This window comes from Fictibacillus barbaricus, from assembly GCF_014635025.1.
GTDB classification, from domain to species: Bacteria; Bacillota; Bacilli; order Bacillales; family Fictibacillaceae; genus Fictibacillus; species Fictibacillus barbaricus.
Genome location: NZ_BMCE01000001.1, coordinates 622,794 through 647,285, shown reverse-complemented (window position 1 = coordinate 647,285; position 24,492 = coordinate 622,794). Strand labels below are relative to the sequence as shown.

18 protein-coding genes are annotated in these 24,492 nt (G+C 38.0%); 7 read left to right on the top strand and 11 right to left on the bottom strand.

Going from position 1 to position 24,492, the window contains the following annotated elements; all coding sequences use genetic code 11:
• Window positions 1–24: 24 nt before the first annotated feature.
• Window positions 25–1,032 carry a polysialyltransferase family glycosyltransferase gene (locus IEV52_RS03005; protein ID WP_188401043.1) on the bottom strand — a complete coding sequence of 336 codons (1,008 nt, stop codon included), beginning with the start codon at window positions 1,030–1,032 and terminating at the stop codon, window positions 25–27.
• Between the two features lie 10 nt (window positions 1,033–1,042).
• A complete protein-coding gene (locus tag IEV52_RS03000) occupies window positions 1,043–2,329 on the bottom strand; it encodes a lipopolysaccharide biosynthesis protein (protein ID WP_188401042.1) in 1,287 nt (428 codons plus the stop codon).
• Between the two features lie 249 nt (window positions 2,330–2,578).
• Here IEV52_RS03000 and secA2 point away from each other — a divergent pair, with 249 nt between their 5' ends.
• Both secA2 and IEV52_RS02990 read left to right on the top strand, forming a co-directional pair.
• Window positions 2,579–4,960, top strand: a complete 2,382-nt coding sequence (secA2, locus tag IEV52_RS02995; protein WP_188401041.1) for an accessory Sec system translocase SecA2 — start codon at window positions 2,579–2,581, stop codon at window positions 4,958–4,960.
• Window position 4,961: 1 nt separating this feature from the next.
• Complete coding sequence (locus tag IEV52_RS02990; RefSeq protein ID WP_188401040.1) at window positions 4,962–5,855, top strand: accessory Sec system S-layer assembly protein; 894 nt, start codon at window positions 4,962–4,964, stop codon at window positions 5,853–5,855.
• 40 nt (window positions 5,856–5,895) lie between these two features.
• Here the strand turns inward: IEV52_RS02990 and IEV52_RS02985 are convergent, their stop codons facing one another.
• The 4 genes from IEV52_RS02985 to IEV52_RS02970 all read right to left on the bottom strand — a co-directional run bounded on the left by IEV52_RS02985 (window position 5,896) and on the right by IEV52_RS02970 (window position 11,718).
• On the bottom strand, window positions 5,896–6,615 hold the full coding sequence (locus IEV52_RS02985) for a hypothetical protein (protein ID WP_188401039.1): 720 nt from the start codon (window positions 6,613–6,615) through the stop codon (window positions 5,896–5,898).
• Between the two features lie 183 nt (window positions 6,616–6,798).
• Complete coding sequence (locus tag IEV52_RS02980) at window positions 6,799–9,582, bottom strand: SpoIID/LytB domain-containing protein (RefSeq protein ID WP_188401038.1); 2,784 nt, start codon at window positions 9,580–9,582, stop codon at window positions 6,799–6,801.
• A 471-nt stretch (window positions 9,583–10,053) separates the two neighbouring features.
• The gene (locus IEV52_RS02975; RefSeq protein WP_188401037.1) at window positions 10,054–10,680 is read right to left on the bottom strand and encodes a class D sortase; all 627 of its coding nucleotides are present in this window, start codon (window positions 10,678–10,680) and stop codon (window positions 10,054–10,056) included.
• Between the two features lie 9 nt (window positions 10,681–10,689).
• Window positions 10,690–11,718 carry a processed acidic surface protein gene (locus IEV52_RS02970; RefSeq protein WP_188401036.1) on the bottom strand — a complete coding sequence of 343 codons (1,029 nt, stop codon included), beginning with the start codon at window positions 11,716–11,718 and terminating at the stop codon, window positions 10,690–10,692.
• 775 nt (window positions 11,719–12,493) lie between these two features.
• On the opposite strand from IEV52_RS02970, the gene IEV52_RS02965 reads away from it, so the two are divergent.
• Together IEV52_RS02965 and IEV52_RS02960 are read left to right on the top strand one after the other, a co-directional pair.
• A complete protein-coding gene (locus IEV52_RS02965) occupies window positions 12,494–13,843 on the top strand; it encodes a sugar transferase (RefSeq protein ID WP_188401035.1) in 1,350 nt (449 codons plus the stop codon).
• A gap of 148 nt (window positions 13,844–13,991) precedes the next feature.
• Window positions 13,992–14,897, top strand: a complete 906-nt coding sequence (locus tag IEV52_RS02960) for a C39 family peptidase (protein WP_188401034.1) — start codon at window positions 13,992–13,994, stop codon at window positions 14,895–14,897.
• Window positions 14,898–14,949: 52 nt separating this feature from the next.
• On the opposite strand, the gene IEV52_RS02955 is transcribed toward IEV52_RS02960, so the two are convergent.
• A complete protein-coding gene (locus IEV52_RS02955; RefSeq protein WP_188401033.1) occupies window positions 14,950–15,108 on the bottom strand; it encodes a hypothetical protein in 159 nt (52 codons plus the stop codon).
• A 59-nt stretch (window positions 15,109–15,167) separates the two neighbouring features.
• On the opposite strand from IEV52_RS02955, the gene IEV52_RS02950 reads away from it, so the two are divergent.
• The gene (locus IEV52_RS02950) at window positions 15,168–15,407 is read left to right on the top strand and encodes a hypothetical protein (protein WP_188401032.1); all 240 of its coding nucleotides are present in this window, start codon (window positions 15,168–15,170) and stop codon (window positions 15,405–15,407) included.
• Window positions 15,408–15,486: 79 nt separating this feature from the next.
• Here the strand turns inward: IEV52_RS02950 and IEV52_RS02945 are convergent, their stop codons facing one another.
• Together IEV52_RS02945 and IEV52_RS02940 are read right to left on the bottom strand one after the other, a co-directional pair.
• Window positions 15,487–16,395 carry a DUF4184 family protein gene (locus IEV52_RS02945; RefSeq protein ID WP_229754168.1) on the bottom strand — a complete coding sequence of 303 codons (909 nt, stop codon included), beginning with the start codon at window positions 16,393–16,395 and terminating at the stop codon, window positions 15,487–15,489.
• 19 nt (window positions 16,396–16,414) lie between these two features.
• The gene (locus IEV52_RS02940) at window positions 16,415–16,777 is read right to left on the bottom strand and encodes a Clp protease ClpB (RefSeq protein WP_188401031.1); all 363 of its coding nucleotides are present in this window, start codon (window positions 16,775–16,777) and stop codon (window positions 16,415–16,417) included.
• Window positions 16,778–17,069: 292 nt separating this feature from the next.
• Between IEV52_RS02940 and IEV52_RS02935 the strand changes: the two genes are divergently transcribed.
• Window positions 17,070–18,227, top strand: coding sequence for a hypothetical protein (locus tag IEV52_RS02935; RefSeq protein WP_188401030.1), 1,158 nt, complete (start codon window positions 17,070–17,072; stop codon window positions 18,225–18,227).
• Between the two features lie 98 nt (window positions 18,228–18,325).
• On the opposite strand, the gene IEV52_RS02930 is transcribed toward IEV52_RS02935, so the two are convergent.
• Both IEV52_RS02930 and IEV52_RS02925 read right to left on the bottom strand, forming a co-directional pair.
• Window positions 18,326–21,874 (bottom strand): S8 family peptidase, encoded by a 3,549-nt coding sequence (locus IEV52_RS02930; protein ID WP_188401029.1) that lies wholly within the window; start codon window positions 21,872–21,874, stop codon window positions 18,326–18,328.
• A gap of 163 nt (window positions 21,875–22,037) precedes the next feature.
• Window positions 22,038–22,757 carry a L,D-transpeptidase family protein gene (locus tag IEV52_RS02925; protein ID WP_188401028.1) on the bottom strand — a complete coding sequence of 240 codons (720 nt, stop codon included), beginning with the start codon at window positions 22,755–22,757 and terminating at the stop codon, window positions 22,038–22,040.
• Between the two features lie 75 nt (window positions 22,758–22,832).
• Here IEV52_RS02925 and IEV52_RS02920 point away from each other — a divergent pair, with 75 nt between their 5' ends.
• Window positions 22,833–24,425 (top strand): M14 family zinc carboxypeptidase, encoded by a 1,593-nt coding sequence (locus IEV52_RS02920; protein WP_188401027.1) that lies wholly within the window; start codon window positions 22,833–22,835, stop codon window positions 24,423–24,425.
• Window positions 24,426–24,492 lie beyond the last annotated feature (67 nt).

Sequence of the window (24,492 nt, the reverse complement as noted above, 5' to 3'; positions counted from 1 at the left end):
TTCCTCCAACTGCAGCATTCTAATTTAGTAGTCCCTGACAACATCAATAAAGTCCCCATAGTAATGGTATATCTTTTCGATTTCAGCTTGATTTTTCTCTGCTAGATCCCCCGGCTGTAAATAAAAAGCTTTAATTTCGATCAAATCCTTAAATATTTGATGACAAGTGCCTAGTGCAGATGAATAAAAAGAACCTAATCCTTCAGGCAAGTATGGGTTTCTAGTCAGCTCAAATTCTATACACGTATCGATTGGGGTAACTGAGATATTTAACTCATTTTTAATCTTGTCCAACTTCTCGGGACTTTCACTTCTATGCGGAATGTAAACCATTTCCGTCTCGTTTAAGTAGCTCTTTACATCCCTTAAATATTCAATATACCGATCTTCACTGTCCATCACATTCTTTTCACTTAGAGGTGCTCCTAAAAAGAAGAAGACAGGTTTCTTTTTCTGATCCTTGCTTAAGGAACTAAAGTATTCGTAATTATTTCTTACGATTTCCATTCGATCTGACTTAAGATCAAAGGTTGTAAAGAACGCAATATTGGTTATTTCGTTATTCTTTGGTGATTTAGGGGTTAACACTTTTTTGAACGCTGATTTTATTAAATATTTGGCACCAGAATCCTGCGGGAGCCTTCCATTGGAAATCATTTCGAACATTCTGATCGTTACGTTTCCATCATCGAGTAGATACACTTTCTTATGCTCAACAGAAACAACAAAATCTCTCATGATATCAGACCGGTAGTCCCCGATGAAAATGTAATCTACCCTGCTGTATTTCTTAACCACACTGCGAAGACTGAGCAAACGAGTAATCCATGTTACTTTCCCGGTACCGCTCCCTATGATTTGAACATCTGCCCACTCATCTTTAGAAACCATGTTCGCGATCTGTCTCATCGTATTTTCGTTCTCAGCTTGCAGGATTAAAAGAACGGCATGTTCCTTTTTAATAGAAAAATGGTGCTTGGCTTCTATCGCGTTTATTAACTGCAATGGCGATTCAATCATAAATATGTTCATAGCTTCTTCTTCACTCCTGGCTTTCAGCTTGCAACTTTTTGTTTAGATAACTTCTCTCCATAAAAAGGTTAAAAAGGAATCTTGTTAATTCTGCCGCTATCGCTGCGACTACAGCACCCCATACACCGATGATCGGAATCAAGATCAAATTGACACCAACGTTAACGGTTGCAGCTGACACACTGCTAATTCCAACGATCCTTGTATTCTTGATATAAAATAATCGGGCTACTACAACAAAATAGAAACCTCTTACAATTTCTGCTGCTAGCAAAAAGACGAGTATTCCACTTACACCATTATATTTCGGAGGAAGCAGCCACTCAATAACTAATAAAGAAAAGATAATAGCCAGTACACCCAGTACGATTACAGCCATTTGGAAAAACTTCATGATTTTATTGGCTTCTTGGTCTTTAGAATCTTTTCGCAATCGCGTATAACGCGGAACAAACGCATTATTAACACCTGTATATAGCATCCCCAAAACCATAGCCATCTGTGCAGCCAAAGAGAATCTTCCTAATTCATCTAGTGATACAAACTTCTCCAAGATAAAACGGCTGGATGCGGTAATTGCCCAACCACTGATTACATGGGGCATTAAAGGAATACTAAATGCTAAACTTTGTTTAATATATTGAGTTTTAAAAGACAAGCGGACACTCTTAAATAACACTGCAATGTATCCAAGTCCTGTTCCGATACCAGCAATAACAAAAGAAAATAAAGCGGCTTCCGGTCCTTTATTCATAAAGATAACCGCAATGCTGGTTACTGCCATTACGATTACACTCTTAATAATGTTGATGATAACAAACGATTTTGCTCTTTCCTGCGCTCTTAAGATCGCCATAGGAACTAAAGATAAGGAAGATGATAATGCAAAATATATTAAAATATCATAGTAAGGATCAATCGGAATATTTTTGAATAATAATGGCGCAACAATAGGCTTTAATAATAGAAGCAAAGCGGATGTTAAAGCTGCAAATACAATCGTAAACATCACAACAGAGCCCAGATATTCTTTCTGCTCTTTGCTATTTTCTTTGTAATCGTAATAAAGTCTCGTTATGGCTCCATGTAAAGAAAGAATCATAAGAAGCTGAAGGATCCACACATAGGATTGGACTGTTGTGAAAATACCATATTCTCCAGGTGTAAAATATTTCGTGAAAACAGGCAAAAGAATAATACCTGTCAATGGAGGCAGCATCGTTGCGAATGTATACCAGAATGAATTCACAAAGAATTTATTTGTAAGAAGCTTTTTTATCTTTGGTGTATATTTCATGTAATTACTTTCCTCACAATTTTGTTCGTCTTAATTTCGACATGTTTTTTTCAAAATCATCATAATCATACCATTGTATATCTTCATTTTAAACTAACTATATCCCACCAATACTTCTTCGCCAGAAGATTCGTTATAGGTCCCACAAGAAATATGTTATATAAATATAAAAATATTCCATTCCATCTCTAAATTTTAGTATTTTATGTTATAATTTCACTAATATTGTCATGAATTGGGAGATGAATTATGGTATTGGGTTTGAAAGCATCCAGTGAAACGAGCAAGACTGTTAAAAAATTTAAAAAAATGTTAGAAAAAATTAATAAATTAGAGCCAACTTATCAGAATCTCAGTGATGCAGAGCTCAGAGGACAAACTATTAAATTTAAAGAAGCGCTCAATAAAGGTACGTCACTAGATGAGATAAAGGAAGAAGCATTCGCAGCCGTCCGTGAGGCAGCATACAGAGTCCTTGGTTTAAGAGCTTATGATGTTCAATTAATTGGAGGTTTATCTCTACTTAATAATGAGATCGCTGAAATGCAAACTGGAGAAGGAAAAACACTTGTGGCTGCATTCCCAAGCTATGTGAAGGCACTTGAAGGTAAAGGTACACATGTTATTACAGTAAACGAGTATCTAGCGAACAGAGACTATGAAACCATCGGCAAAATTCATGAGTTTCTAGGTTTAACGGTTGGATTAAACATCTCTCAAATGGATACGGGTGATAAGCAGCATGCCTATTCATGTGATATTACATACGGAACTGGAAGTGAATTTGGATTCGATTATTTGAGGGATAACATGGTACAAGATCTCTCTCAACGCGTCCAGCGTCCCCTTCATTTTGCGTTAATTGATGAGGTGGACAGCATTCTGATCGATGAGGCAAAAACACCACTTGTTATAGCAAGCAAATCCAATGAATCTGCTCAATTGTTTACTGTCACATCACGGGTTGTCGCGCATTTTATGGAAGACGTAGACTACAGCCTTGAGATTAATACTAAGCAAGTTTTCTTGACTGACGAAGGAGCGAATAAAATTGAACGAGCCTTCGGTATCGAAAACCTCTATGATGCAGAACATCAGCTTTTGAATCATTTTGTTAATCAGTCTCTAAAAGCTCAAGTGATCATGAGAAAAGATATTGATTATATCATTCGTGACGGAAAGATCATGCTTGTAGACCAATTCACTGGAAGAGTGATGGAGGGCCGAAGCTATAGCAACGGACTGCATCAAGCTATCGAGGCAAAAGAAGGTGTAGAAATTACCGAAGAGAACCAGACCTTTGCGACCATTACGATACAAAATTATTTCCAGCTCTATCGTTCCCTTTCAGGTTTAACGGGAACTGCCCTTACGGATAAAGATGAGTTCTTCCAAACATACGGACTAAACGTGTCTGTAATCCCTACGAATCGTGAAAGACAAAGGGTTGACTTAGATGACCTTGTATATGAAACGATGGAACAAAAGTATACAAAGATCATTGAAATGGTTAAAGAGCTGTATAAGAAAAAAAGGCCGGTCTTGATCGGAACGACTTCAATTGAACAGTCAGAAAAGCTGTCTGGCGGATTAAAAAAAGAAAAAATTCCTCACCAGCTATTAAATGCAAAAAGTGAAGAACTAGAAGCTGAGATGATTTCAAAAGCGGGCAAAAAAGGCATGATCACGATCGCAACCAATATGGCCGGTCGCGGAACCGATATAATGCTGGATGAGGACGTTAAGAATTCAGGCGGTCTCTTTATTCTCGGCACTGAGCGTCATGAAAGCCGCCGGATCGATAACCAGTTAAGAGGAAGAGCTGGCCGTCAAGGAGATCCTGGTACGACTCAATTCGTCATCTCACTTGATGATGAACTTTTTAAATTATATGACCAGGAGCTTATTGATAGCTGGAGGAAAAAAGTAAAAACAGATGAAACCGGTATCGTGTTATCTCCTAAACCTGGGAAGTATATCACAAATGTCCAGCAAGCTATTGAGAGTATTCATTATTCTTCTCGTTCTCACATGTTAAAACTTGAAAACGTGATTGAAAATCAGAGGGAAACGATTTATCAGCTGCGAAATGAACTTTTAGAAACGGATAATATCCGTGATCGTGCAGAAGAGACTTTAGTATCTACCGGAATGATGATTATTGATCAAGAGTGCAATGATGAGTTGGTTGCTGAGGAATGGAACCTAGAGCAGCTCATTAATCAATTAAATGATATTTTGCCTTTTCAACCGTTTGAATTCGATCAATTAAAAGGAAAAGAAAAATATGAAATTGAAGCTGAGTTCCTTGAAAAAGCAAGGCATGCTTTTGAACAAGATGAATTGCAGCAACTATGCATGAGCGAACAAGTTCGAAGCGTTTACTTGCAAACATTGGACCGCAACTGGATTGCGCATCTTGAAAACATGCAAAATTTAAAAGAAGGAATCAACCTTCATAGCTACAGTCAGGAAGATCCAACTCGTGCCTTTCAGAAGAATGGTTTTGCTCTATTTCAAGAGATGATTAATCACTTAAACAAAGAAATCCTTCATCGCATCAAACTATTGCTGCAGATGGACTATAATCAGAATTCAGCCGAACAAGCTCTAAGCACCGTGGAGGTTTAATATGTGGTCTTTATTAAAGAGAAAAAAAGATAACCATTCTCCTTCTTTAGACAGTGATACGTCTCAGGTAGTAGATACAGCTGAAGAGGAAAAACCAGGTCGAACTCAGTTATTTATTCACCCAGCTGTTGTGGTTAGCCCGCAAGAAAAATATGTATTTCAGTTCTACCACCAACTTTTACCTGACCTAAAGCCTAATCAAATCTCGATCAATGGTTATGAGCTGATGGAATTTAATGATTCCGTTATTATTGAAGGTTTTATTCGGAATACACTGCCTTCAAAAATTCGTTTTGAAGAAGTGATTCTGTTAATCATGGATTCCGATAGCCGTATTTTGGCTCGTAAGGTCTTTGATTTTAACATGCTTGGTGAATTGCCTCCTTCCTCTTCTATACCATGGAAGTTCTTATTCGAACCAGAAGATTTTCTGGTGAACTTATCGGAATGGAACAAAGATGATTGGAAACTGGCTTTTGAGTTAAAAAAACAGAATCCTGCCAATGAAACACTCGAACTTGAAGCTTCATGGGAAGAACGTTTAAGTGAAGAGGAACAAAAGGATTTGAGAAAGCTTATCTCTACACTTCCGCCCCTTAAAAATGAAGAAGTGAATTTATTTGGATTAAAAGCAGAAAGATCAAATGAAAAAAATGTTGCCTTAACCTTGCTCATTCGGAATGGGACCGGCAAAAAAATTGAGTTATCGCAGTTGCCGCTCCAATTGGAAAGCGAAGACGGAAAGATCATCGCATCAGGTTTATTCCAGCTAAAGGACTTTTCGATAAGTCCCTACTCATGTAAGCCCTGGACATTTATATTCCCTGAGAATCTCGTACTGGCAATGCCAGAGGAGTTTACGAGCTGGAAAGTAAGTGTTCCTTCAGCAGGTTAATAGAGAAAAAGCAGAGTGCCATTGAAGGCCCTCTGCTTTTTTATAGCTCATTAATTTGTTTTTCTAACTTCGCTTTTAATTCCTTATGTTTGATTCCCTTTGCTTTCACTTTTGCTTGATCTATATATTTCAATTTTTCACTTTCTATTTGGTTCTGCTTTGCTTCATCTAGTAATGCAAGACCTTCTACGTAGAAAATGGCATCTCGGTTAAATTGCTTAGCGGGATAAACATACGTGACTTTCATATCCTTCTGTACATATGTAAAAGGAATGTCATTGAAGATTCCAGATAGTTTATCTATGGAGTCTTCCAGTTCCTTTTGTGATCTGACTGCCGCTTTAATATCAAAAGGTTCTTTCACATGTACAGCTTCTGCTTTTTGTTGTGCCTCTAACATTCTTTTACCAGATCGAACGGCTTTATTAAAGGTATTTGCTATTTCAATTTCCTGCTCTACTGATTTTAGCTGCCCTTCCAACCTCGTTTTCCGTTCACCATTTTCCAGTTCGTTTACCATACCGATCGCATGTGCATATTCCGTTCTAGCCTTATCATAAGGTGCATCGATCCCGTTAAGATAGATGCTATTATCCTGATATGCACCCCTTAGTTTCTTTGATGCATCCCTTGCTTTTTCAACCGTTATCTCAGTAAGCACTTTATCATCATGCGATGCATCGTAATACGGATTTTTTATTAAAAAACTAGCTGCAATTGCAATTAAGCTAAAAACAATCCATTTCCACTTTGTTTTCATATCCATTCCCTTTCATGTCACAGCATACAACTTTAATATTACCATTCGCTATTCACAATGTTCAACAACGACTAAATTTTCTATACATGTTGGGTGAAATATTAACTGAGTACGCAGTTAAAATTAAGAAAAGCTGACCCGAATTACACGCAATGTGCCCCTAGAGTCAGCTTCCTTCTACTATTAATTCGTTATGTTATAGTTTAATACCCCGTAATGATCATAAGCTTTACTCGAACTTGAATCTTTCACATGTACGCTAAACTTATATGCTCCTGGCTTAATAGGAACCCATTTTAACGTTTTCTCAGGTGAATAATCTCTTAATAGGATCCAATCTGTACCATTAAAGACATTGAATTTGTACAGAAGCGATTCTCCGCCACTTGCATTGGCTGTTACATTGATCGCAGTGTTCATACGCTGCGGAGAAGGAATATCAGATGTCACACTTTGTACAACTACTTCATCTTTTGTTACCACATAGTCAATTACTTTGTATGCATCATATGATTTGCTGGAAGATTGGTCCTTTACATGGACATTAATCTTGTAGCTTCCTGCTGCAGTAGGCAGCCAATTATATGTGTTGTTCGTTGAGTAATCCTGAACTCTCACATACGCTCCGCCATCTTTTGAAATCCAGAACTTGTACTCTTTCGCAGTTCCACCAGATGCGTTCGCCGTTACCTTAACAGAGGTATTAGCAGGCTGTGGTGATGTTTTATCAGTTACAACACTATCAATTTTAATAGGTGTTCCAAATTGTCCAGAAGTTGATGCAGTGATCTTATAATCAAAAGCTTTATAGGAATCATAGCTTCTAGAGGATGACTGATCCTTTACATGTACGCTTATCTTATAAGCACCTGCAGCCGCTGGTTTCCATGCGTATGTGTTCTTCGTACTGTAATTTTGAGCAACTACCCATGATTTTCCGTTATAGATATTGAATTTGTACAGCTTCGTTGTGCCGCCTGTTGCATTTGCTGTCATGTTGATCGTTGTGTTTGTAACCTGCGGACTAGGTTTGTCCGTTGTAACACTCTGCATGACAACAGGATCTATTTTTGTTGAGATCTTATAATCTAAGACTCCGTAAGCATCATAACTTTTAGAAGAGCTTACATCTTTTACATGGACGCTAAATCGATAATCCCCTGCTGCCGTTGGTGTCCATGCAAAGGAACTCGATGATGAATACTCTTGCACCACTGTCCATTTTCCGTCTTTAAGAAGGTTAAACTTATACAGCTTTTCATGGCCGCCTTCAGCGTTTGCTGTTACTTTAATCGGTGTTCCTGCAACTTGAGGAGATGGTTTGTCAGCAGTTACGCTGTTTACTTTAACACTTGAAGCAATACGGTAATCCAGTGCTGCGTATCCATCATAAGACTTTGTAGAATACTTGTCTTTCACATGTACACTGAACTTGTAATCTCCGCCTTCTTTAGGCACCCAAGAGTATGTACTTTTTGTAGAATAATCCTGAACGATTCTCCATTGAGTTCCATCCTGCACCCAGAAACGGTACACTTTATCATATCCACCTGTTGCATCCGCTGAAAGTGTGATAGATGTATTTTGGAGCTGTGGACTAGGGACATTTGCTGATAGCCCATTCACTTTAACACCTTGATAGCCATACGATTCTTTTACGATCGATGTGTTCGGGTAGTAGAAAGAAAGAATTTCAGTATACGGCTTTCCTTGGTCCCCCATCACTTTTGCACCGAATTGGCTCATCCCGATGCTATGACCCCAGCCTCCGCCGTTTACTGTAAATCGGTCTGTTTCATTTTTAACAGATTTCACATAAGCACTTTTCATAATAGTAGAACCAATCATAGAACGAAGATCGTAGCTTTCGCCGTCCACCGTCAGTTTATGCTTTAAAATGTTGCCTGTAGCCGGATCTTTAATAAATTCACTGGTATCTGTTCTTTTTCGGTAGTACTCAATATTAATATAACCAGTTAGAACGTCATCTGCCGTAAATGAAGTTTTAAAATTCACAGCTGTTACATTTGTAATCTTTATATCCGAGTTTGACGAGATCTTTCCGCCGATCAGCTTTGATTTTAGATTCTTCATGATGGCACTATCTGCTTCTTGCACTTGTCCCCACCATAGTTCAGGTTTTTTCAGATCCTTACCTGTCATATCAATTTGAGTTTTCCTTAAGCTGTATGACCAATTAAGATTGGGATTTCCGCTTTGCAGATCATAAGGATCTTGTTTTTTGTCAAAGTAAGCTAATCGATCTGTTCCCCATGTATTCTTGTTAGAAAGAATCATACCACCGTTGCTGGAAGAGTAAAGTGCTGTTATTAAACTACCATTATATTTAATAACTTCACCATTGGTCTCATTTACGGCACGGTTTGAATTATCGAACCATGTGTAGCCTCCGTATACTTGATAGCTTTGCGTATCGTTAATCGAGGCACCTGCATATCTCATCGCATACGTTCTTGCTGCAAGCGTCTGCGCTTTTAACGCGTTAACATTCCAGCTTCCTGACATCTCACGCGGAACTACCCCTTTTAAATAATCTTCCATTAAAAGAGAGTTAATTGGCCTCACATATTTGCCGTCTTCGATTTCAAAAGCAAAAGCCCCCGTATAAGCTTTATTGTTCAGCTTCACATAATGACTTGTCCCATATTGTTCGGGATGCATAGAAAAAGTAGCCCCATACTTTTTTACTAGAGTTGTGTCTTTATATAAGTTTAGACTGCCTGCTTCTGCTTTCAAAATAAAGCCAGTGCCAGATAAGGTTCTCCTGTCGCTGTCGACAATATATTTGCCGATCACGTCAAGAGATATACTCGTCTGGTTCCCCAAAAAGTTTCTGAGCTTAACTTCTACTAATCCTTTAGGCACCTCCGCAGAAACCTTGTTCAGTAGATTAGGAGAAATCAACACCCCCAACACCAAAAAGAAAAATATTGCAAATTTCTTCATTTTCGCCCCTCTTTCAACAAATTTATGCAAATATTGTACATTATTAGTATAGTAATCTATTTTTTCAATAACAAGATAAATCAGTAAAATTAATGTAAAGTTTTCCAATAAACGGTGAGGAAAGGTTGATATAAAAGGATTCATTTTAAAAAAATAGGTATTTTCAACTAATACATTTGAAGGTGAAATTATCTTAGAATATTCCAGCTAGGAAATCTGCTCAAATGTAAGAACACTTTTAATATCGGTATGGTTACGTTTATTTTTAGGCTCGTTCCTACGGCAACTATAAAGAAGTGAACGAAATTGTGGATTCCTGATAAATCTTTAATTTTTCATGATAAAATCACTTTTTTCATGATATTTGATTCTGAATTCATGATATCTTCCTTACTCTTCATGATAAGTGGTTCATTCCTTCTTAATTTCACAAAAAATACAGCTGACCCGTATGAGTCAGCTGTATTAGAACTATTTCTTTTCACTTTTAACTAAATAAGCCACCAATACATAACGCTCAGGCGCTGCACCGACAAACGTAAAAGGGTAACAAGTGCTTACCGTTAAAGTAGCACGCGGCATAGAAACAATGACAGAACGGTCATCTTTATCAACAATACGCACTTTTCGAACCTTGTACGTAAATGTACCTGCTGTTGTTTCTACGACTAACAAATCCCCTTTCCCGACTTCACCTAGTTTACGAAACACCGTATCACGATGTCCTGAAAGAACGGAATTGTCTTTTTCACCTGGCAGCACACTATCTGCAAAATGACCGACACCTTTTTCTAGTTCATCTTCGTTTGTACCATGATAAATGGGTAAAGCAGCATCGAGCTTTGGGATTCTTAGCTCTCCCATCTGCTCTCCTACTTTTGGTCTCACATCATACAAAGTTTGATCGCTAGATTCCTCTACTTCTTTTGTACTCTCTTTTGCCTGCACCGTTTCTTTCTTTTGAGTAAATGTTTTTTCCGAACCAAACTTAAACATCAAATAACCCTTTGTTAATTGATAGATACTGGTAGAAGAAAACCATGTGCCGCCTGAAATCAATGCTACGGAAACGATAAGCAGAATCAGCTTTTTTTTCATTATTAATTCCTATTTTACTGAAATAGCGCGGTGTCTAACCCATAGACCAAGAGCAAGCATGCCTGCTCCAAGAATCATATACTCAGCATGGAACCCAGCTGTTTTAGGAAGTTTCGCCCCATTAACTGTTTTTGCAGGTTTAACAGGTTTTGCAGCTACAGGCGTTTCTTTGATCTCTTTACCTGTATCTGTGATGATTTCAGAATCAAACATATCAGCTGTAAGAATAAAATCAGCCAAGAACTCTCCATCAACTGCGCTATATAACTCTACTAAAACGCTATACCCTTTAAGGTCTTCCATAAAGATCAATTCTTTGTAGCTGATAGAAGTCTTATTTCCATCTGCATCTAAAAGATAGATTTCACCATCAAGCTTCAATGTAGTCATTAATTCTTTTGTTAGGTATAGAAGTTCTGCAACTTGGTCGTCAGTTAATTCACTAACACTCTCAAACTCTTCAAATTCCATCATACGAAGGGCAATTTCTTCAAGTTTCGCTTCGTTTTCAGGCGTACTCAGCTCTTCATCAAGCATTTCCAGATGAGCAACTAAACGGTCAACTTCTTCTCCCGTCAAACCAAAAGTTTCTGCTAAGAAGCCAAGGAATTCTTCATCAAACATTTCTTCCTCTTCTTCCCAGTCATAACCTATGTATTCCTCAACAGCGAAATAAACATCATCAATATACAGATAGTTTTCTACAGAATCGCCGTTTTCCTCCAAAACTTTTAACACATCAGTTTCAAAGACTTCATTTAGCTGTTCAACATTGCTAAGGTCAGCTAAGATGACTTCTCCTAAGTATTCTTTCATTTCATCAAGTGTTTCAAATTCATTGACCCCATCTTCAAGCAAGCTGTAAGTGTTTAAATAATCGTTAAACTCATCAGCTGTTAGTGTTGGCCAACCTCTTTCAGCACTAACTTCCTGCAAATATGCATCCAGTTCTGTCTCGTCGATTGCTGCTGATGCAGGTGATGAGAAAAAACTTAAAACCATTACAAATGCTAAAAATATCCCTACCAACTTTTTCACGTAATAGCCTCCTACCAAAATATGTTTATATTTTACTAATATAGTATAATTCGTAGGCATAAAATAATATATAATTTAATATAGACAAATTTCGACATACAGCTATTTATAAGGCTTTTACAGATTTTTTTAGGTCTTTATTCCTTAGTTTAAAATAAACATTTGTTTAAAACTCATGATGTAAAGGTCAGGTCCATTAAATGCTGCTGACTGGACATCACTACATCATCACTGGTAATCAAAAAGAAAAACGGTAAAGTACATCATGTTAAATTTTTTAAATGATAATTCAAGGCTTCTTATAGCTTTGCCTGTAACGATTCCTAAATGGAAATCGTCTCTTTAATAATAAGTCTTCATGTTGCTCTTCCGATTTTGAATAAAATAACTCAATTGCTTCGTCTATATTGTGGTGAATAAAATTCTTCTGATGATAGCTGTTTCAGACGGATCAAACATTACAATTTTTCTGGATGTCAGTATTTTGATCAAATTTTTAAACAACAGACTGAAACGCATTTTAATGACTGCTTTCTCTAAGATTTTGTAATTTTATTCATATTTCGTACTTTTTCGAAAGAATACTTTAAACTGTTACTAACATGCTTCTACAGGTTTCTTAAATGAGAGACCGGGAATTATAAAATTTGTCGAGAATAAACATATGTTCACTTGTTTTTTAAGGGGTTAAGCGTTACATTGTATATAGTAATTTTTTCAACATGTCAATGCATTTCTCACAGAACATAGTTTTCAAGATAGGAGAAATTAATGAATGAATAAAATTGAAACACCAACACAAAAGATAACAGTTCTTTTAACAGATCTTGTTCTCATCACCCTTTCGTATTTTATAGCCCTCTTCCTAAGAAGACCTGACCTAGAGGTACGAAACTGGGACGCATCGTTAGAAGTCCTGCCTTGGATCCTGGTTGTAAGCTTATTCTTCTTAGCGGCGTATGAAATGTACTCGTTTCACCGTAAAACCATCTGGGATATATACAGCAATATTTTTATCGTAACAACCTTTATAATGTTCTTTACGATGTCAGCATCGTTCATGTTCCGTGCGTTCGCTTTACCGCGTTCCGTCATTTTGCTGGCATACTTTTTATCTATTGTTCTATTAATCTCGTTTAAATTGATCTTAGTAAACACATCACGTAAAACGAATGAAGGGACAGTACTATTCGTAACAAGAGAAGCAACAGATGAGTTAAAATATCTGTACCCTTCTTTAAGCAGCATGTCAGTAAAAACAATCAGCCCAGATTCATCATTTGATGAAGTAGCTGAAGCTCTTGTTTCAGCCGATTGCTTAATGATTGGTCCAGATTGTCCAGAGGATACAAAATCCAAACTTATCTTTTATTCCATGAAAAATGAAAAGCTTGTCTATGTTGTACCATCACTTTATGATTTGCTTGTTTCAAAATCAGTTATCACATCACTTGATGATACGATGATTGTTGGCGTTAAACCTTTCGGACTTTCAATCGATCAGCTTTTAGTTAAACGAGTGTTTGACATTGTATTGTCACTCATTATGCTGATTGTTCTCTCTCCTCTATTCTTAATCGCAGCTATTGCAATTAAGATCGAGGAACCAAAAGGTACGATCTTCTACAAACAAGAAAGAGCGGGAAGACATAATCGTCCGTTCATGATCTACAAGTTCCGTTCCATGGTTATGAATGCTGAAGCTTTAACAGGGTCTACGCTTGCTGAACAGAACGATAACCGTATAACGAAGGCTGGTAAGTTCCTCCGTGCAACACGTATTGACGAACTTCCACAGCTAATCAACGTTTTAGCTGGGCATATGTCCATTATCGGACCGCGTCCTGAACGTGAATTTTTCATTCAGCAATTTACGAAAAGCAACAAGTCTTACCAATACCGCAATACCGTTAAGCCTGGAATTACAGGTTACGCTCAAATCATGGGTAAATATACAACTGACGTAGAAAACAAGCTGCGTTTTGATTTATATTATATTAGAAACTATTCATTCTGGATGGATCTAGTGATTCTGCTTCGTACAATTAATGTTGTACTGGACAAAACAAAAGCAGAAGGTGGCGCAACAAAACCGGCGAAAGAAACAAAAACTATACAAATGTAGCACTATAGGACAGGAATATTTTCCTGTCCTTTTTCTATGTTTTGGATATTATCTCAAAATATAAATACCATTCCCTATTGAAGAAAAAAATGTCTAATTATACGATATAAAAGAGAAAAATATCGTAATATCTTTTGGGAGGAAAATAATGAAGTTAGTTTTAAAAAGTCTAATCTTGTTTTGTCTGGTTTTGACTGCTGTTGCTTTTACACATCCGTCTGACGCATCAGCAGCTGCCCCTATTAATAAAACGTACTATGTAAAAGGAGATGTCGTAAACATTCGTTCTGGCACCGGAACAAACTATGCAATAGTAGCACAGGTGAATTACGGCACAAAACTTCAAGCTTTTGAATATGCGTATAATAGCAAAAAAGAAGTATGGTATCACGTAACTTTACCTAATGGACAAAAAGGATGGATCGCAAGCTGGCTGATTACTTCAACAGCTCCCACATTCTCTCCTATTAACGCACCTCTAATTTCTCAAATGCCCGAACTTCCAAGAGGATGCGAAGTAACAAGTCTTGCGATGATGCTTAACTATGCAGGTAAAAAGGTAAGCAAGATGACGCTTGCATATGAAGTAAAAGAAGATCCTACTCCCTATCGTAAAGTAGACGGAAAAGTGTATTTCGGCAACCCCAACGTAGGCTTTGTTGGTAACATGTATACATATAGCAAACCTGGATACGGCGTTTATCATAAGCCAGTCGAAAGTTTAGCTAGACAATACCTTGGAGATAGAATCGTAAATTTGTCCGGACTATCTTTTACAGAAGTTAAGAAACAGCTGGATAAAAGAAAACCAGTATGGGTAATCGCAAACTCATGGTTTACAAAGCTTCCAGAATCCCAGTTCACTTACTTCTACACGCCACAAGGACCAATCAAGGTTACATACCGTGAGCATTCTGTCCTCGTAACTGGCTATAGCGGAGGTTACATTTACTTCAATGACCCACTCTCAAATCAGAAGAACAGAAAACTGAGGTTAACTGATTTTGTAGCAGCATGGGAGCAAATGGGGAAACAAGCGATTAGTTATAATTAAAAACGAGATATAAAACCCAGCGGACTTCCGCTGGGTTTACTTGTTGCTCCATTTAGCTTTTCATTCGTTTTGACACAGGTACTAGAATTAAGACAGCGATTATAAAAGCTAGATCTAGATAAGATGATAACTCGTTAAAGATAAATCTGCATGCAGTCAATAAAAAGAGTACAATTAGGAGTAAAACATAGGTTCTTCTGCTACTTTTCATTATTCGGTACTCCCGTTCTGATCATATTTTTACAACTAAAAATACAGGAGACATAAAACATGTGGATAAATTTAATCTTACTCATAATAGCTCTAGCTGGATATATTGGAATGTGGCAGTCCATTACAGGAAAGAAAGAAGAAATTGAAAAGATTAGTTTCCCTCTTGCTTCAAACCTTGTAGAAATATTGTTCAAATTTTCATATGAGGTCTCACCAACATTTATTAAAAGAATTCTCCTATTTCTGATTTGTTTCGTGACGGCTGTTCTTGGAACACTTGGTGCTGTCTACGCGTAAGTCTCGCTGTATTAGGTACTCATCGTGTAGTTCATAACAAGATTTCTTTCCTAATAAAAAGAAAAGACCTCTGTTTATGCTAGAAGCTTTGCTTGATTAAATTTTTGCTGTTTTGCACATTGTTTTTAAAAACGATAGAAACGATAAATAGACTTATAAAAAAAGAATCTATTATTCTAACAACTAATATTCCGTACTTAAAGATTGATACGTAATCAACAATGTTCCAGAGAAACATAAAAGTTATGGTTAAAGACAGAATTGTAAACCAAAAAGTAGTTTTTTGCTTTAGCGATACTTTAGATAGATTATTCTTTGTGGACAATGCTCGAACATACATATAAATAAAGATCATCATTAACCCTGCTACAGTACTGCCATGCTGTAAAAGTTTATATAGTGGCACCTTAAATTCATACACATGATAAGTGTTAGTGAAGATAGAGTAATTCATAACCATATAGCCATCTACATGAGTAAAAGAATCCCATACTACATGAGTGACCATCCCTATTAAAGCTGAATAACAGAAAACGAGGACTCTTAAAAAGTTATTAGGATTCTCTCTTTTTGGATAGTAACCATCTTGTAGATAAAGGGGTAAATGATGTGTTAAGACTTGATGGATAAAGATATGATAGATAAAGTAAATCACAGCAACCAAGGGAAGGTTTAAGAGCATAAATCCGGACAGAGTATGTCCAAACTCTCCCAGAGGCTTCCCCCTTAAAAAATATTCAAAGTCAGGAGCCATACTCCCCAAAACCATAGCAGAAAAATTAATGAACTGACTTTTTCGCGAAAATGGCAAGATGGCTGCTGGATGAGCAAAAGTTAGTGGCATGCTAAACGCTCCTATTTTTAATACCTGTCTATAAATAAGATCCTTCAAAATTCTTGACTCATGGAAAAGGTCTTTTAATAATCCTGCAACGTATCTTACTTTCTGGGTGATCGAGGTCAGATGAATTATACTTTTTTGAATCATGCATAGGTTTATCATTTATTTAGAAATTCATCTCGTTTTTATACTTTAACCACTTGTCAATTTCAGATTTTAGAAATTTGTATTGATCATCTAATATAAGATAAGGAATAAACTGATACGTGTCATAATCACTCATCTTACTCTTATTAAAATCATCTTGACCCATAATACTCTCAATGGATTTTTCACTAATTTGAAGATAGTCAGAAAGCTGTTTGATACTCATTAACTCCGTATGAGGTACGGTATGTAACTGGATAATTGGTTCTTCGTCAGCTTTTATTTTATTTAAGGATGCTGTGATCGGACCTTTTAGGATAAAAGCTGCTGATACTATAGAAATTCCTATAATCAATGAACTTAATAAATTAGACCATTTCAAAAGTTACCCCCTATTGTGGAATGGGATATTTTAAGTATTATAAAAATTACCATTATGTTCAATGAAAAAATAAAATAATGTCCTCTTAACAGACAGCAGGACTTTAAAGTTGCATCAAGACTTCTTGTACAATTAAAACTAAATTTTTCAGTACTTCCTTTATCTTTTGAACTTTTTTACATGGCCTATTACTATTAACCTCGAATTATATTGACATTTATTTACCTTAAATTTCATAATTATGGTAAAATAATTCTGTTCCATAAACCGTCGATAAAGGAGATTAGTAACCTTGAAAAAGTTGATCAGTTCGTTACTAGTTGGAGGCTTGCTGTATATAATGCCGCACACGGCAGATGCTGCAACCCTTTCGGAAACAGAAAAACAAGTGAACATCGCAGAAAAAGCCAGTACTATACTCCATGAGAAATACACAAAAAACTTGGATTACGTAACACAAATCGGAACCCCTTACCACAATGCCCGGTATGAAGTCGGAAAAGCTAAAAGTATGGTTGATTCCCTCCCTAGCTCCGAGAGAAAAACTCAGCTGCTTACTCGAGTGGCGGGGTATCAGAAGGTTGTGAAAAATGGTAATGCCTATAATAATGCTGTGAAAACTTACCCTATTCTAAAAAATTTTCAGAAAGATTATTTAGATACTTATCTGAATGATAGTAAGTGGTATGGTATAAGAGATTATAACTATTTTAACTACAAGCTGAGCTTATTGCAGCAAAATTATGATAAGGTATACGGCAAGCTGATACAGGATGAGTTTAAAACGAGATATCTTGTCCCAATTAAGAAAACTCGGGATGATGTATACTACTTGCTAAACGCTAGAAAAGATTTAGAACTAGCTGAAAAGGATACTTATAAGAATCCGACAGAGGCAAAACGGCAATTGGGGAATGCACTAACTTGTATAAATAAAGTTAGAAACTCAAAGCAAAAAAATATACTTCTTGCCCATCATTCACTTCTTCAGAATTTAATCCAGGATAGAGAATCAGGTGATAACGAAGCTTTTTATATATCAATGGGTAGCTATTCTTTAGGTTTCCCTATGAAAATTTATACGAACCTTGAGGGAGAATCTATGACACTTTGGATTGCAGATGCTGAACAATATCCCTCCTATCAATCTTTGAAGAACGTTTATGGTGACGAAGTATATGGTTATTTTAACAGTCATCATGCCGGTCATCTGATCAGTAAATTCAATTGGTGGTATCGTGACTGGAGTTCCGCTTATCATATGAACATCGTTTGGGGATATTGGGATCTAGATTGGATCAACTATGAAGATGACGAAATTCTTCCAGTGGGCACAAAGTTTAGAGTAACTTTAGAAGTGGTTAAGGAGAATGGAGAGGTTGTTGTAAAAGAACAACCATTTACAATGACTGAAGAACTTTTCAAAAAAGCCCATGTAAAAGTGCAGTGAAACTGACTCAAGCTGAGTCAGTTCTTTTTTTATGCAAATAGCCCTGAAAAACAGCAAAAAACCAGCCGGAATCAACAAGATCCTGCTGGTTTCTTTTATTAAAACTCTACACTTAGTGTGTACGGGCTAAGGCTAGCATTACGGTTCGTATCTTTTACCTCAATGTAGTATGTGCCCTTCTTCAGGTTCGTGATCAGTACTTCATCGTCACCTAAACGGTAATAGTCTGCACGTTTCACGAGCTTGCCGTCTTTATAGATCGAAATCACGCCATCGACATCATTCTTGAAGTCAAAGGTTAGTTTAGCTTTACTGTCTTTATCCAGCTTCATTGCATACCAATCGGTATCTCCATTAGGTACCCCTGCATTCAATGAACCCGTTGCCGTCCATTTCTTAGCGTTCACTTTTTTAAGTGACAACGGCTTAGTAGGCTTATAGTTTCGGATAACGGATCCTGCATCCTCATCCTTAACATTGACAGGAGCGACTTGGGCAGAATAAGGCAACAGGCTTGGGTTTTGTGTTTCTGTAAACCCAACAAAAGCAATGATGTAGCCTTTTCCTTTTTTCGCTAAGAACGATCCACTCGTATGGCCTGTATCCAAGCCTTTTTCTACATAACGAACCGTATCAAACTCTGCTTCATCCAATTTACGATTGTTGTTCTTGTCTTCAAAAATGATCGCCGCACTATAGAAGTTGCCTAGTAATTCAGCTGGTATTTTCTTCTTCAACTCGTTTGTTACAGGATAACGATCAATATTTACACCAAATAATGTGTCTTTCTTTCCGGGGCTCAAGTAGAAAACATCTTGATCGTTCGGCATTGCAAAGTTACCAGAGAAACGCTTTGCCGGTAAGTTTTTTACTTTTTCCATCTTATCGTTGTTCTCATACTTGTCTTCAGGATTCTTGACCTTTAGCTTTGAAGTAAACGTGTATTGGTCAAAAGAGATGCTGTTCTCGCTGAAATAGTCGTTATTCACTTTCACAAAGTAAGAGTGGCCTTCCCTTAAACCAATCAGCATGGATGGGTTCATTGTTACACCATCCCAATCCCAAGTGTAGTTTCCGCCAACCTGGAATAAATCGGTATAGGTATTACCTTCCTCATCTGTAAATTCAACCATTTCGTACATTTCCATCATTGGAATATTGCCGCTTTTATTGAATGTGAAATCATAGATTCCTGTTTGCTCAGGCGTTACCGCAAACCAGTCTTCGTCATCCATCATTTGCAGGTAGCCGGATGCTTGATTACCGATCTCATAGCTTCGTGCATTTTCTTGGATCATTCTGATCATTTGTTCATATTCATCTTCTTCATCTTCTACAGCATGCATCTCATCTCTTGTTTCTTGTTTAGCTGCCACATACTCTTCTGAATCCATTTTGCCTTCTTCATATTCTTCTTCAGGTGTCTCTTCTTCTAGGAACGGTAAACCATCCTCATCTTCAGGCATTACCTTGCTCTCCATCGTTACTGCATAAGGCAGATTGGAAGAGTCAAACGAGTCTGTACCGTTTAGCATCATCTGTTCGTTCATGAAAAAGTCGAACATAAAATCAAAATAGTTCATCTTATTTGAAGTGGAGACCACATATTCCATTCCAGGCTCTGCTTCAAAAACGAGTGTCTCACCTTCACCATAGCCACGAGAATTGGAGTAGTACATCGGTTCGATCGGCTCTTCTTCATGTTGTGGAGCAACAGCCATTGTTCCTTTTTCTGCTCCCTCTTCACCTTCTCCGTCTTCTTCGCCTTCCTCTCCTTCAGCCGGCGGGAACAGCTGCTCTCCGAGATAGACGTTCAGACTTGCGTCAATTCCTGGCACAGCCGTCGTTTTCACACGAACCATCTGCTTTTCTTCTACTGTAATTTTAAAATAATCTTCGTCCCCTTCATCTCCTGTAAACGTTAACGGCGTTTCTTTCGAAGAATAAGGGAAGGAATCTACGACAATCGGATTCTCTAGGTCATTGCCGTCTTCTGCAAGTTCATTGCTTCTTTGGATGTTTAACGAGTAGTGTGACGCACCTTTTCCAGAATCGTCAAAACTTCCGTTCGCATCTTTAATACCGATCGCCAAAGTACCAGAGAAAGGAACTTTTAATAGTTTTCCTTCTGGTCTTCCTTCACGTACTTGGTTTACATCTTCAATTAGCTTGCCGTCCTTCGAATACAGGTGAAGTTTATACTTGTAATCGTATTGTGCAGCACCTTCAAGAGACGTTTGGATGTATTCCCCTTTCGTTACAGGTATTTTGATCCATTGCTCTTCGTTTGCTTTTGTTATTTTTCCTTTGTGCGTATAGCTGCCTGTTACTGTTACAGGCTTAGCTGCGTTTAAGATCTCTTTTTCCGTTGTCGGATTCTTAACAGAAGCAGGAATCTTTTTAATGTCATAATTCAACACCGCCACTGGATCAACAAGCCCATTTGCGTATTTTGTATCAAACCCTTTAGCTCCAAGATCTTTTGCTGTATGCTCGAGAACATACTCAACTTGTGCAGGTGTTAAATTCGGATGTTTTGTTAATAAAAGTGAAGCTACACCAGCAACAACCGGTGATGACATAGACGTTCCACTCAAGTAATCAAAGCTGGATTTGCGTTCCGGCTCATAGATCGGTGCATATACATTCTCACCAGGTGCTACAATATCTACAGATGGTCCGTAAGTAGAATAGCTGGATAGCTTGTTCTCTTTGTTGGTAGAACCTACTGAGATAACCCCTTCAAAAGCAGCCGGATAATTCAACCCGTCATCTCCGCTGTTTCCAGCTGAAGCGACGATAGTTACCTTCTTCTCGATCGCTTTTTTAACGGCATCTTCAATTAACGGTGATGGCATAGAGCCGCCAATACTCATGTTAATGACCTTCGCACCGTGATCTGCAGCATAAAGGATAGCATCCGCAATGGCAAAGTCATAAGCACCCCAACCACGGTCGAACACATCAATGTTAAGGATGTCAGCGTTTGCATTAACTCCAAAGCCGCCGATTCCGTTATTCTTTTTCCCTGCAATGATTCCCGATACATGAGTACCATGAAAATCTGGTGTAGGCTGATTGATCGGGTTCACAGTGTTGTATCCAGGCAAGAGCTGGCCTGTAAGATCAGGGTGATTGCGATCTGCTCCCTGGTCGATGACCGCTACTTTAATGGCTTTGTCGCTGACAAGCTTTTGTGTTTTTTCGATCTGCAGAAGTGATAGATGGTATTGCTCTTTCACTTTAGGGTCGTTCGTGCTCTGTGTCGTGTACAAGGCGCTCGGACTGGCAAGCTCTACCTTCCCCATTTTTTGATAAGCCTTCAAGACCTTTTCCATTGTTCCTTTTTTCTTGATCTTAACAACCGTATAGTTCAGCTTGGAGATCGTTTTGATCGGTGTTGCTCCAGCACGGCTATGCTCACTGGCTGAAATCGTCCTGTTGTATTTCACAATTAACGTGTCCTCACTGATAGACGGTTTTTGATCTCTCTTTTCTTGACGTTTTTCTTCCAGGAATTTAGATATGTACGAGTTCGAAAGGTTTATCTCTTTCCCTTTAGCTTGTACGTTAATAGACGAAAAACCTGTTCCTACTAAACTTACACATAAGCCAACCATTGATAACTGCTTTTTCCAGCTTAGCATCTCTTTCCCCCATCCAACAATTTACTTATTATGGTAAAATAAGTTAAATTTATTATAGCAGATATTTATTAGATTAGCAGTTTCAAATGGCATAGGATGTGTTTATATTTTTCGACAAAAAAAGACCCGTGTGAACGTTTCATCCACCTGGGTCTCTTGCCGGTTAAAGCTCTGACATTCTCTTTAGATCCGCCTCTGTTCCTTGTATGAAGAGAGGGCGTTTTGCAGGGTCCATCCATTGCATCAGTCTTAAGGCATTGCCTTCATGAACGGCAGTACAGCCTAATGTTGGACTCGTTGAGCTCTTCCACATATGAAGGAAAATGGCGCTGCCTTTTCCGATGATCGGTTTTTCATTATATCGAATAACGGTAGCGTATTTATATAGGGGATGATTGAGTCGCTCAAACGATTTCCACTTCGAATAAGGATTTCCTTCGTACACCCTCCAGCGGTTATAATCAGCTGATGTCACATCATCAATCCAGTAATCATATGCTGTTGTCTTTTTGTACGATAATTTTACTCCCGCAGGTTTAGCAACAGAACCAAACGCCTGACCCATGAAGTACATGCCCGCCGGCGATTTTCCGTCGCCTTCTACCTTCTGACTAGAGATCCCGTTCTTTCCCAGAACCGCCGGATAGGTGTATACCCTTTTCCAGCCTGTGCTTGTATGCTGGTATGCAGCCAGTACCGCCTTATAAGAACTTGCACTGTCCGCTTTTACAATAATTACTTGTGTAGATCCCTTTTTTGTAAGGGCATGGGATAATAATTGTTTTTCATATGGGATGGTTACAGCTGCTTTCGTTTGAAACGGGTTTAATAGAGTTGAAGCAAAGAACGACAGGATAAATAGAACTATTTTTTTCTTTTGCATAAAATTTTCTCCTTTACCAATTAGTTTAATAGTATACTAATTATTGCGAATAAACACAGATTTTTGGAGGGTCAAATGAAGAAAAAAATTATTGGGTTTTTGTTAGCTGCATCACTCGTTCTGCCAGTAACGGACCAAAAAGCGGAAGCGGCAGACTATGTGAATTTAACAGCAACTGCCACATACACCGGTATGACGGCTGATATTAAGGAACTGGCAACAAAATACCCTGGACTTATTACATACAAATCGTTAGGCAAAAGCCCATACGGACGCCACATCTGGGCTGTTAAACTCGGTAAAGGAGATGCTACTGTCTTCTATAACGGATCCCATCATGGCCGTGAATGGATCACGACGAACATAACGATGGAGATGCTCGATCAGTATGCGAATGCTTATAAGAACAAAACAACCTTTGAAGGCTATAATGTTTTTAATCTATTAAACGATGTATCTATCTGGTTCGTTCCAATGGTGAATCCTGATGGCGTTACACTTCAGCAGTACGGACCGAATGCTTTTCCTTCTACAGTGCGCTCAAGCTTGATCAAAATGAACAACGACAGCACGAACTTTAAGCGATGGAAAGCCAATGCACAAGGGATCGACCCTAACAGACAATACCCTGCCGGCTGGAGCAATATTGAAGGTCCAACATCGCCTTCGTATAAGAATTATAAAGGAACGAAGCCGCTTCAAACGATTGAAAATCAATTGCTTTACAACTTTACATACTATGTAGATCCGGAAGTGACGATCTCGTATCATTCAGCGGGTAGAATATTATATTGGCATTATAATAATACACCAGAAAATTATACACGTGACTACAATATGGCTAAAGTCTTCTCTTCTATGACAGGATATTCTTTAGTTGCACCAGCTCCGGGTGGTGGCGGTGGTTATAAAGACTGGTTCATTAGTGCATTTAAGCGGCCAGCATTCACACCTGAGTTAAGTTATGCTGTTAACGAAACAAACCCTCCACTGTCTGTTATCCCAGAAGAATGGAGAAGGAACAGAAAAGCTGGACTCTATATTGCGAATGAAGGGAAAAAGCTTTGGGAAGGCAAGCTGACTAACACGAACTATCTGATCACAAAGTTTGATAATACGTATCTATATGATCGCCCAGGAACTCAATACAAGACGACTTTACGTTTCAATGCACAACCGGCGACCGTTATCGCGGAAAAAGGGAACTTCTTCAGATTGAACACGGTTCACGGAAAGAAATGGGTAACAAAAGGCAATTATGTAATAGGCTCTGTCACCAATTATTCAACCCCTATGCCGATGTTGTTAACTGAACCGCTCACCCTGTATGATCTGCCGTTAACCAATAAGATCACAACCCGTACAGTGCCTGCTGGAGAATACAAAGCAGTGAAGTCCTACAAGAATTGGTATGCGATCCAGACACCATATGGCGTAAAATGGATCCAAGCGAAAAACGTGATCGTGAACTATAAGCCAATTGCGATCAATAAACAGATCAATCTTACAACGGTAAAAAATCTCTACACATATCCATTAGAAGTAAGAAAGACACCGACCGTGATCCAGCCTGGTACAGCAAAAGCTACAAAACAGTGGAAAGATATTTGGTATTACATCGAAACACCACAAGGCAACGGCTGGGTAAAAGAATATACCGCACAATAAAAGAGGGAGCGCTTTTGCTCCCTCTTTTTGTTTAATCTGTTGTTATTTCTACTGTGACCTATGTCGT

Bases quoted from the DNA above. Each gene is read 5' to 3' on its own strand.
- IEV52_RS03005 (WP_188401043.1), bottom strand. From the start codon at position 1,032: ATGAACATATTTATGATTGAATCGCCATTGCAGTTAATAAACGCGATA.
- IEV52_RS03000 (WP_188401042.1), bottom strand. From the start codon at position 2,329: ATGAAATATACACCAAAGATAAAAAAGCTTCTTACAAATAAATTCTTT.
- secA2 (WP_188401041.1), top strand. From the start codon at position 2,579: ATGGTATTGGGTTTGAAAGCATCCAGTGAAACGAGCAAGACTGTTAAA.
- IEV52_RS02990 (WP_188401040.1), top strand. From the start codon at position 4,962: ATGTGGTCTTTATTAAAGAGAAAAAAAGATAACCATTCTCCTTCTTTA.
- IEV52_RS02985 (WP_188401039.1), bottom strand. From the start codon at position 6,615: ATGAAAACAAAGTGGAAATGGATTGTTTTTAGCTTAATTGCAATTGCA.
- IEV52_RS02980 (WP_188401038.1), bottom strand. From the start codon at position 9,582: ATGAAGAAATTTGCAATATTTTTCTTTTTGGTGTTGGGGGTGTTGATT.
- IEV52_RS02975 (WP_188401037.1), bottom strand. From the start codon at position 10,680: ATGAAAAAAAAGCTGATTCTGCTTATCGTTTCCGTAGCATTGATTTCA.
- IEV52_RS02965 (WP_188401035.1), top strand. From the start codon at position 12,494: ATGAATAAAATTGAAACACCAACACAAAAGATAACAGTTCTTTTAACA.
- IEV52_RS02960 (WP_188401034.1), top strand. From the start codon at position 13,992: ATGAAGTTAGTTTTAAAAAGTCTAATCTTGTTTTGTCTGGTTTTGACT.
- IEV52_RS02955 (WP_188401033.1), bottom strand. From the start codon at position 15,108: ATGAAAAGTAGCAGAAGAACCTATGTTTTACTCCTAATTGTACTCTTT.
- IEV52_RS02950 (WP_188401032.1), top strand. From the start codon at position 15,168: ATGTGGATAAATTTAATCTTACTCATAATAGCTCTAGCTGGATATATT.
- IEV52_RS02945 (WP_229754168.1), bottom strand. From the start codon at position 16,395: ATGATTCAAAAAAGTATAATTCATCTGACCTCGATCACCCAGAAAGTA.
- IEV52_RS02930 (WP_188401029.1), bottom strand. From the start codon at position 21,874: ATGCTAAGCTGGAAAAAGCAGTTATCAATGGTTGGCTTATGTGTAAGT.
- IEV52_RS02925 (WP_188401028.1), bottom strand. From the start codon at position 22,757: ATGCAAAAGAAAAAAATAGTTCTATTTATCCTGTCGTTCTTTGCTTCA.
- IEV52_RS02920 (WP_188401027.1), top strand. From the start codon at position 22,833: ATGAAGAAAAAAATTATTGGGTTTTTGTTAGCTGCATCACTCGTTCTG.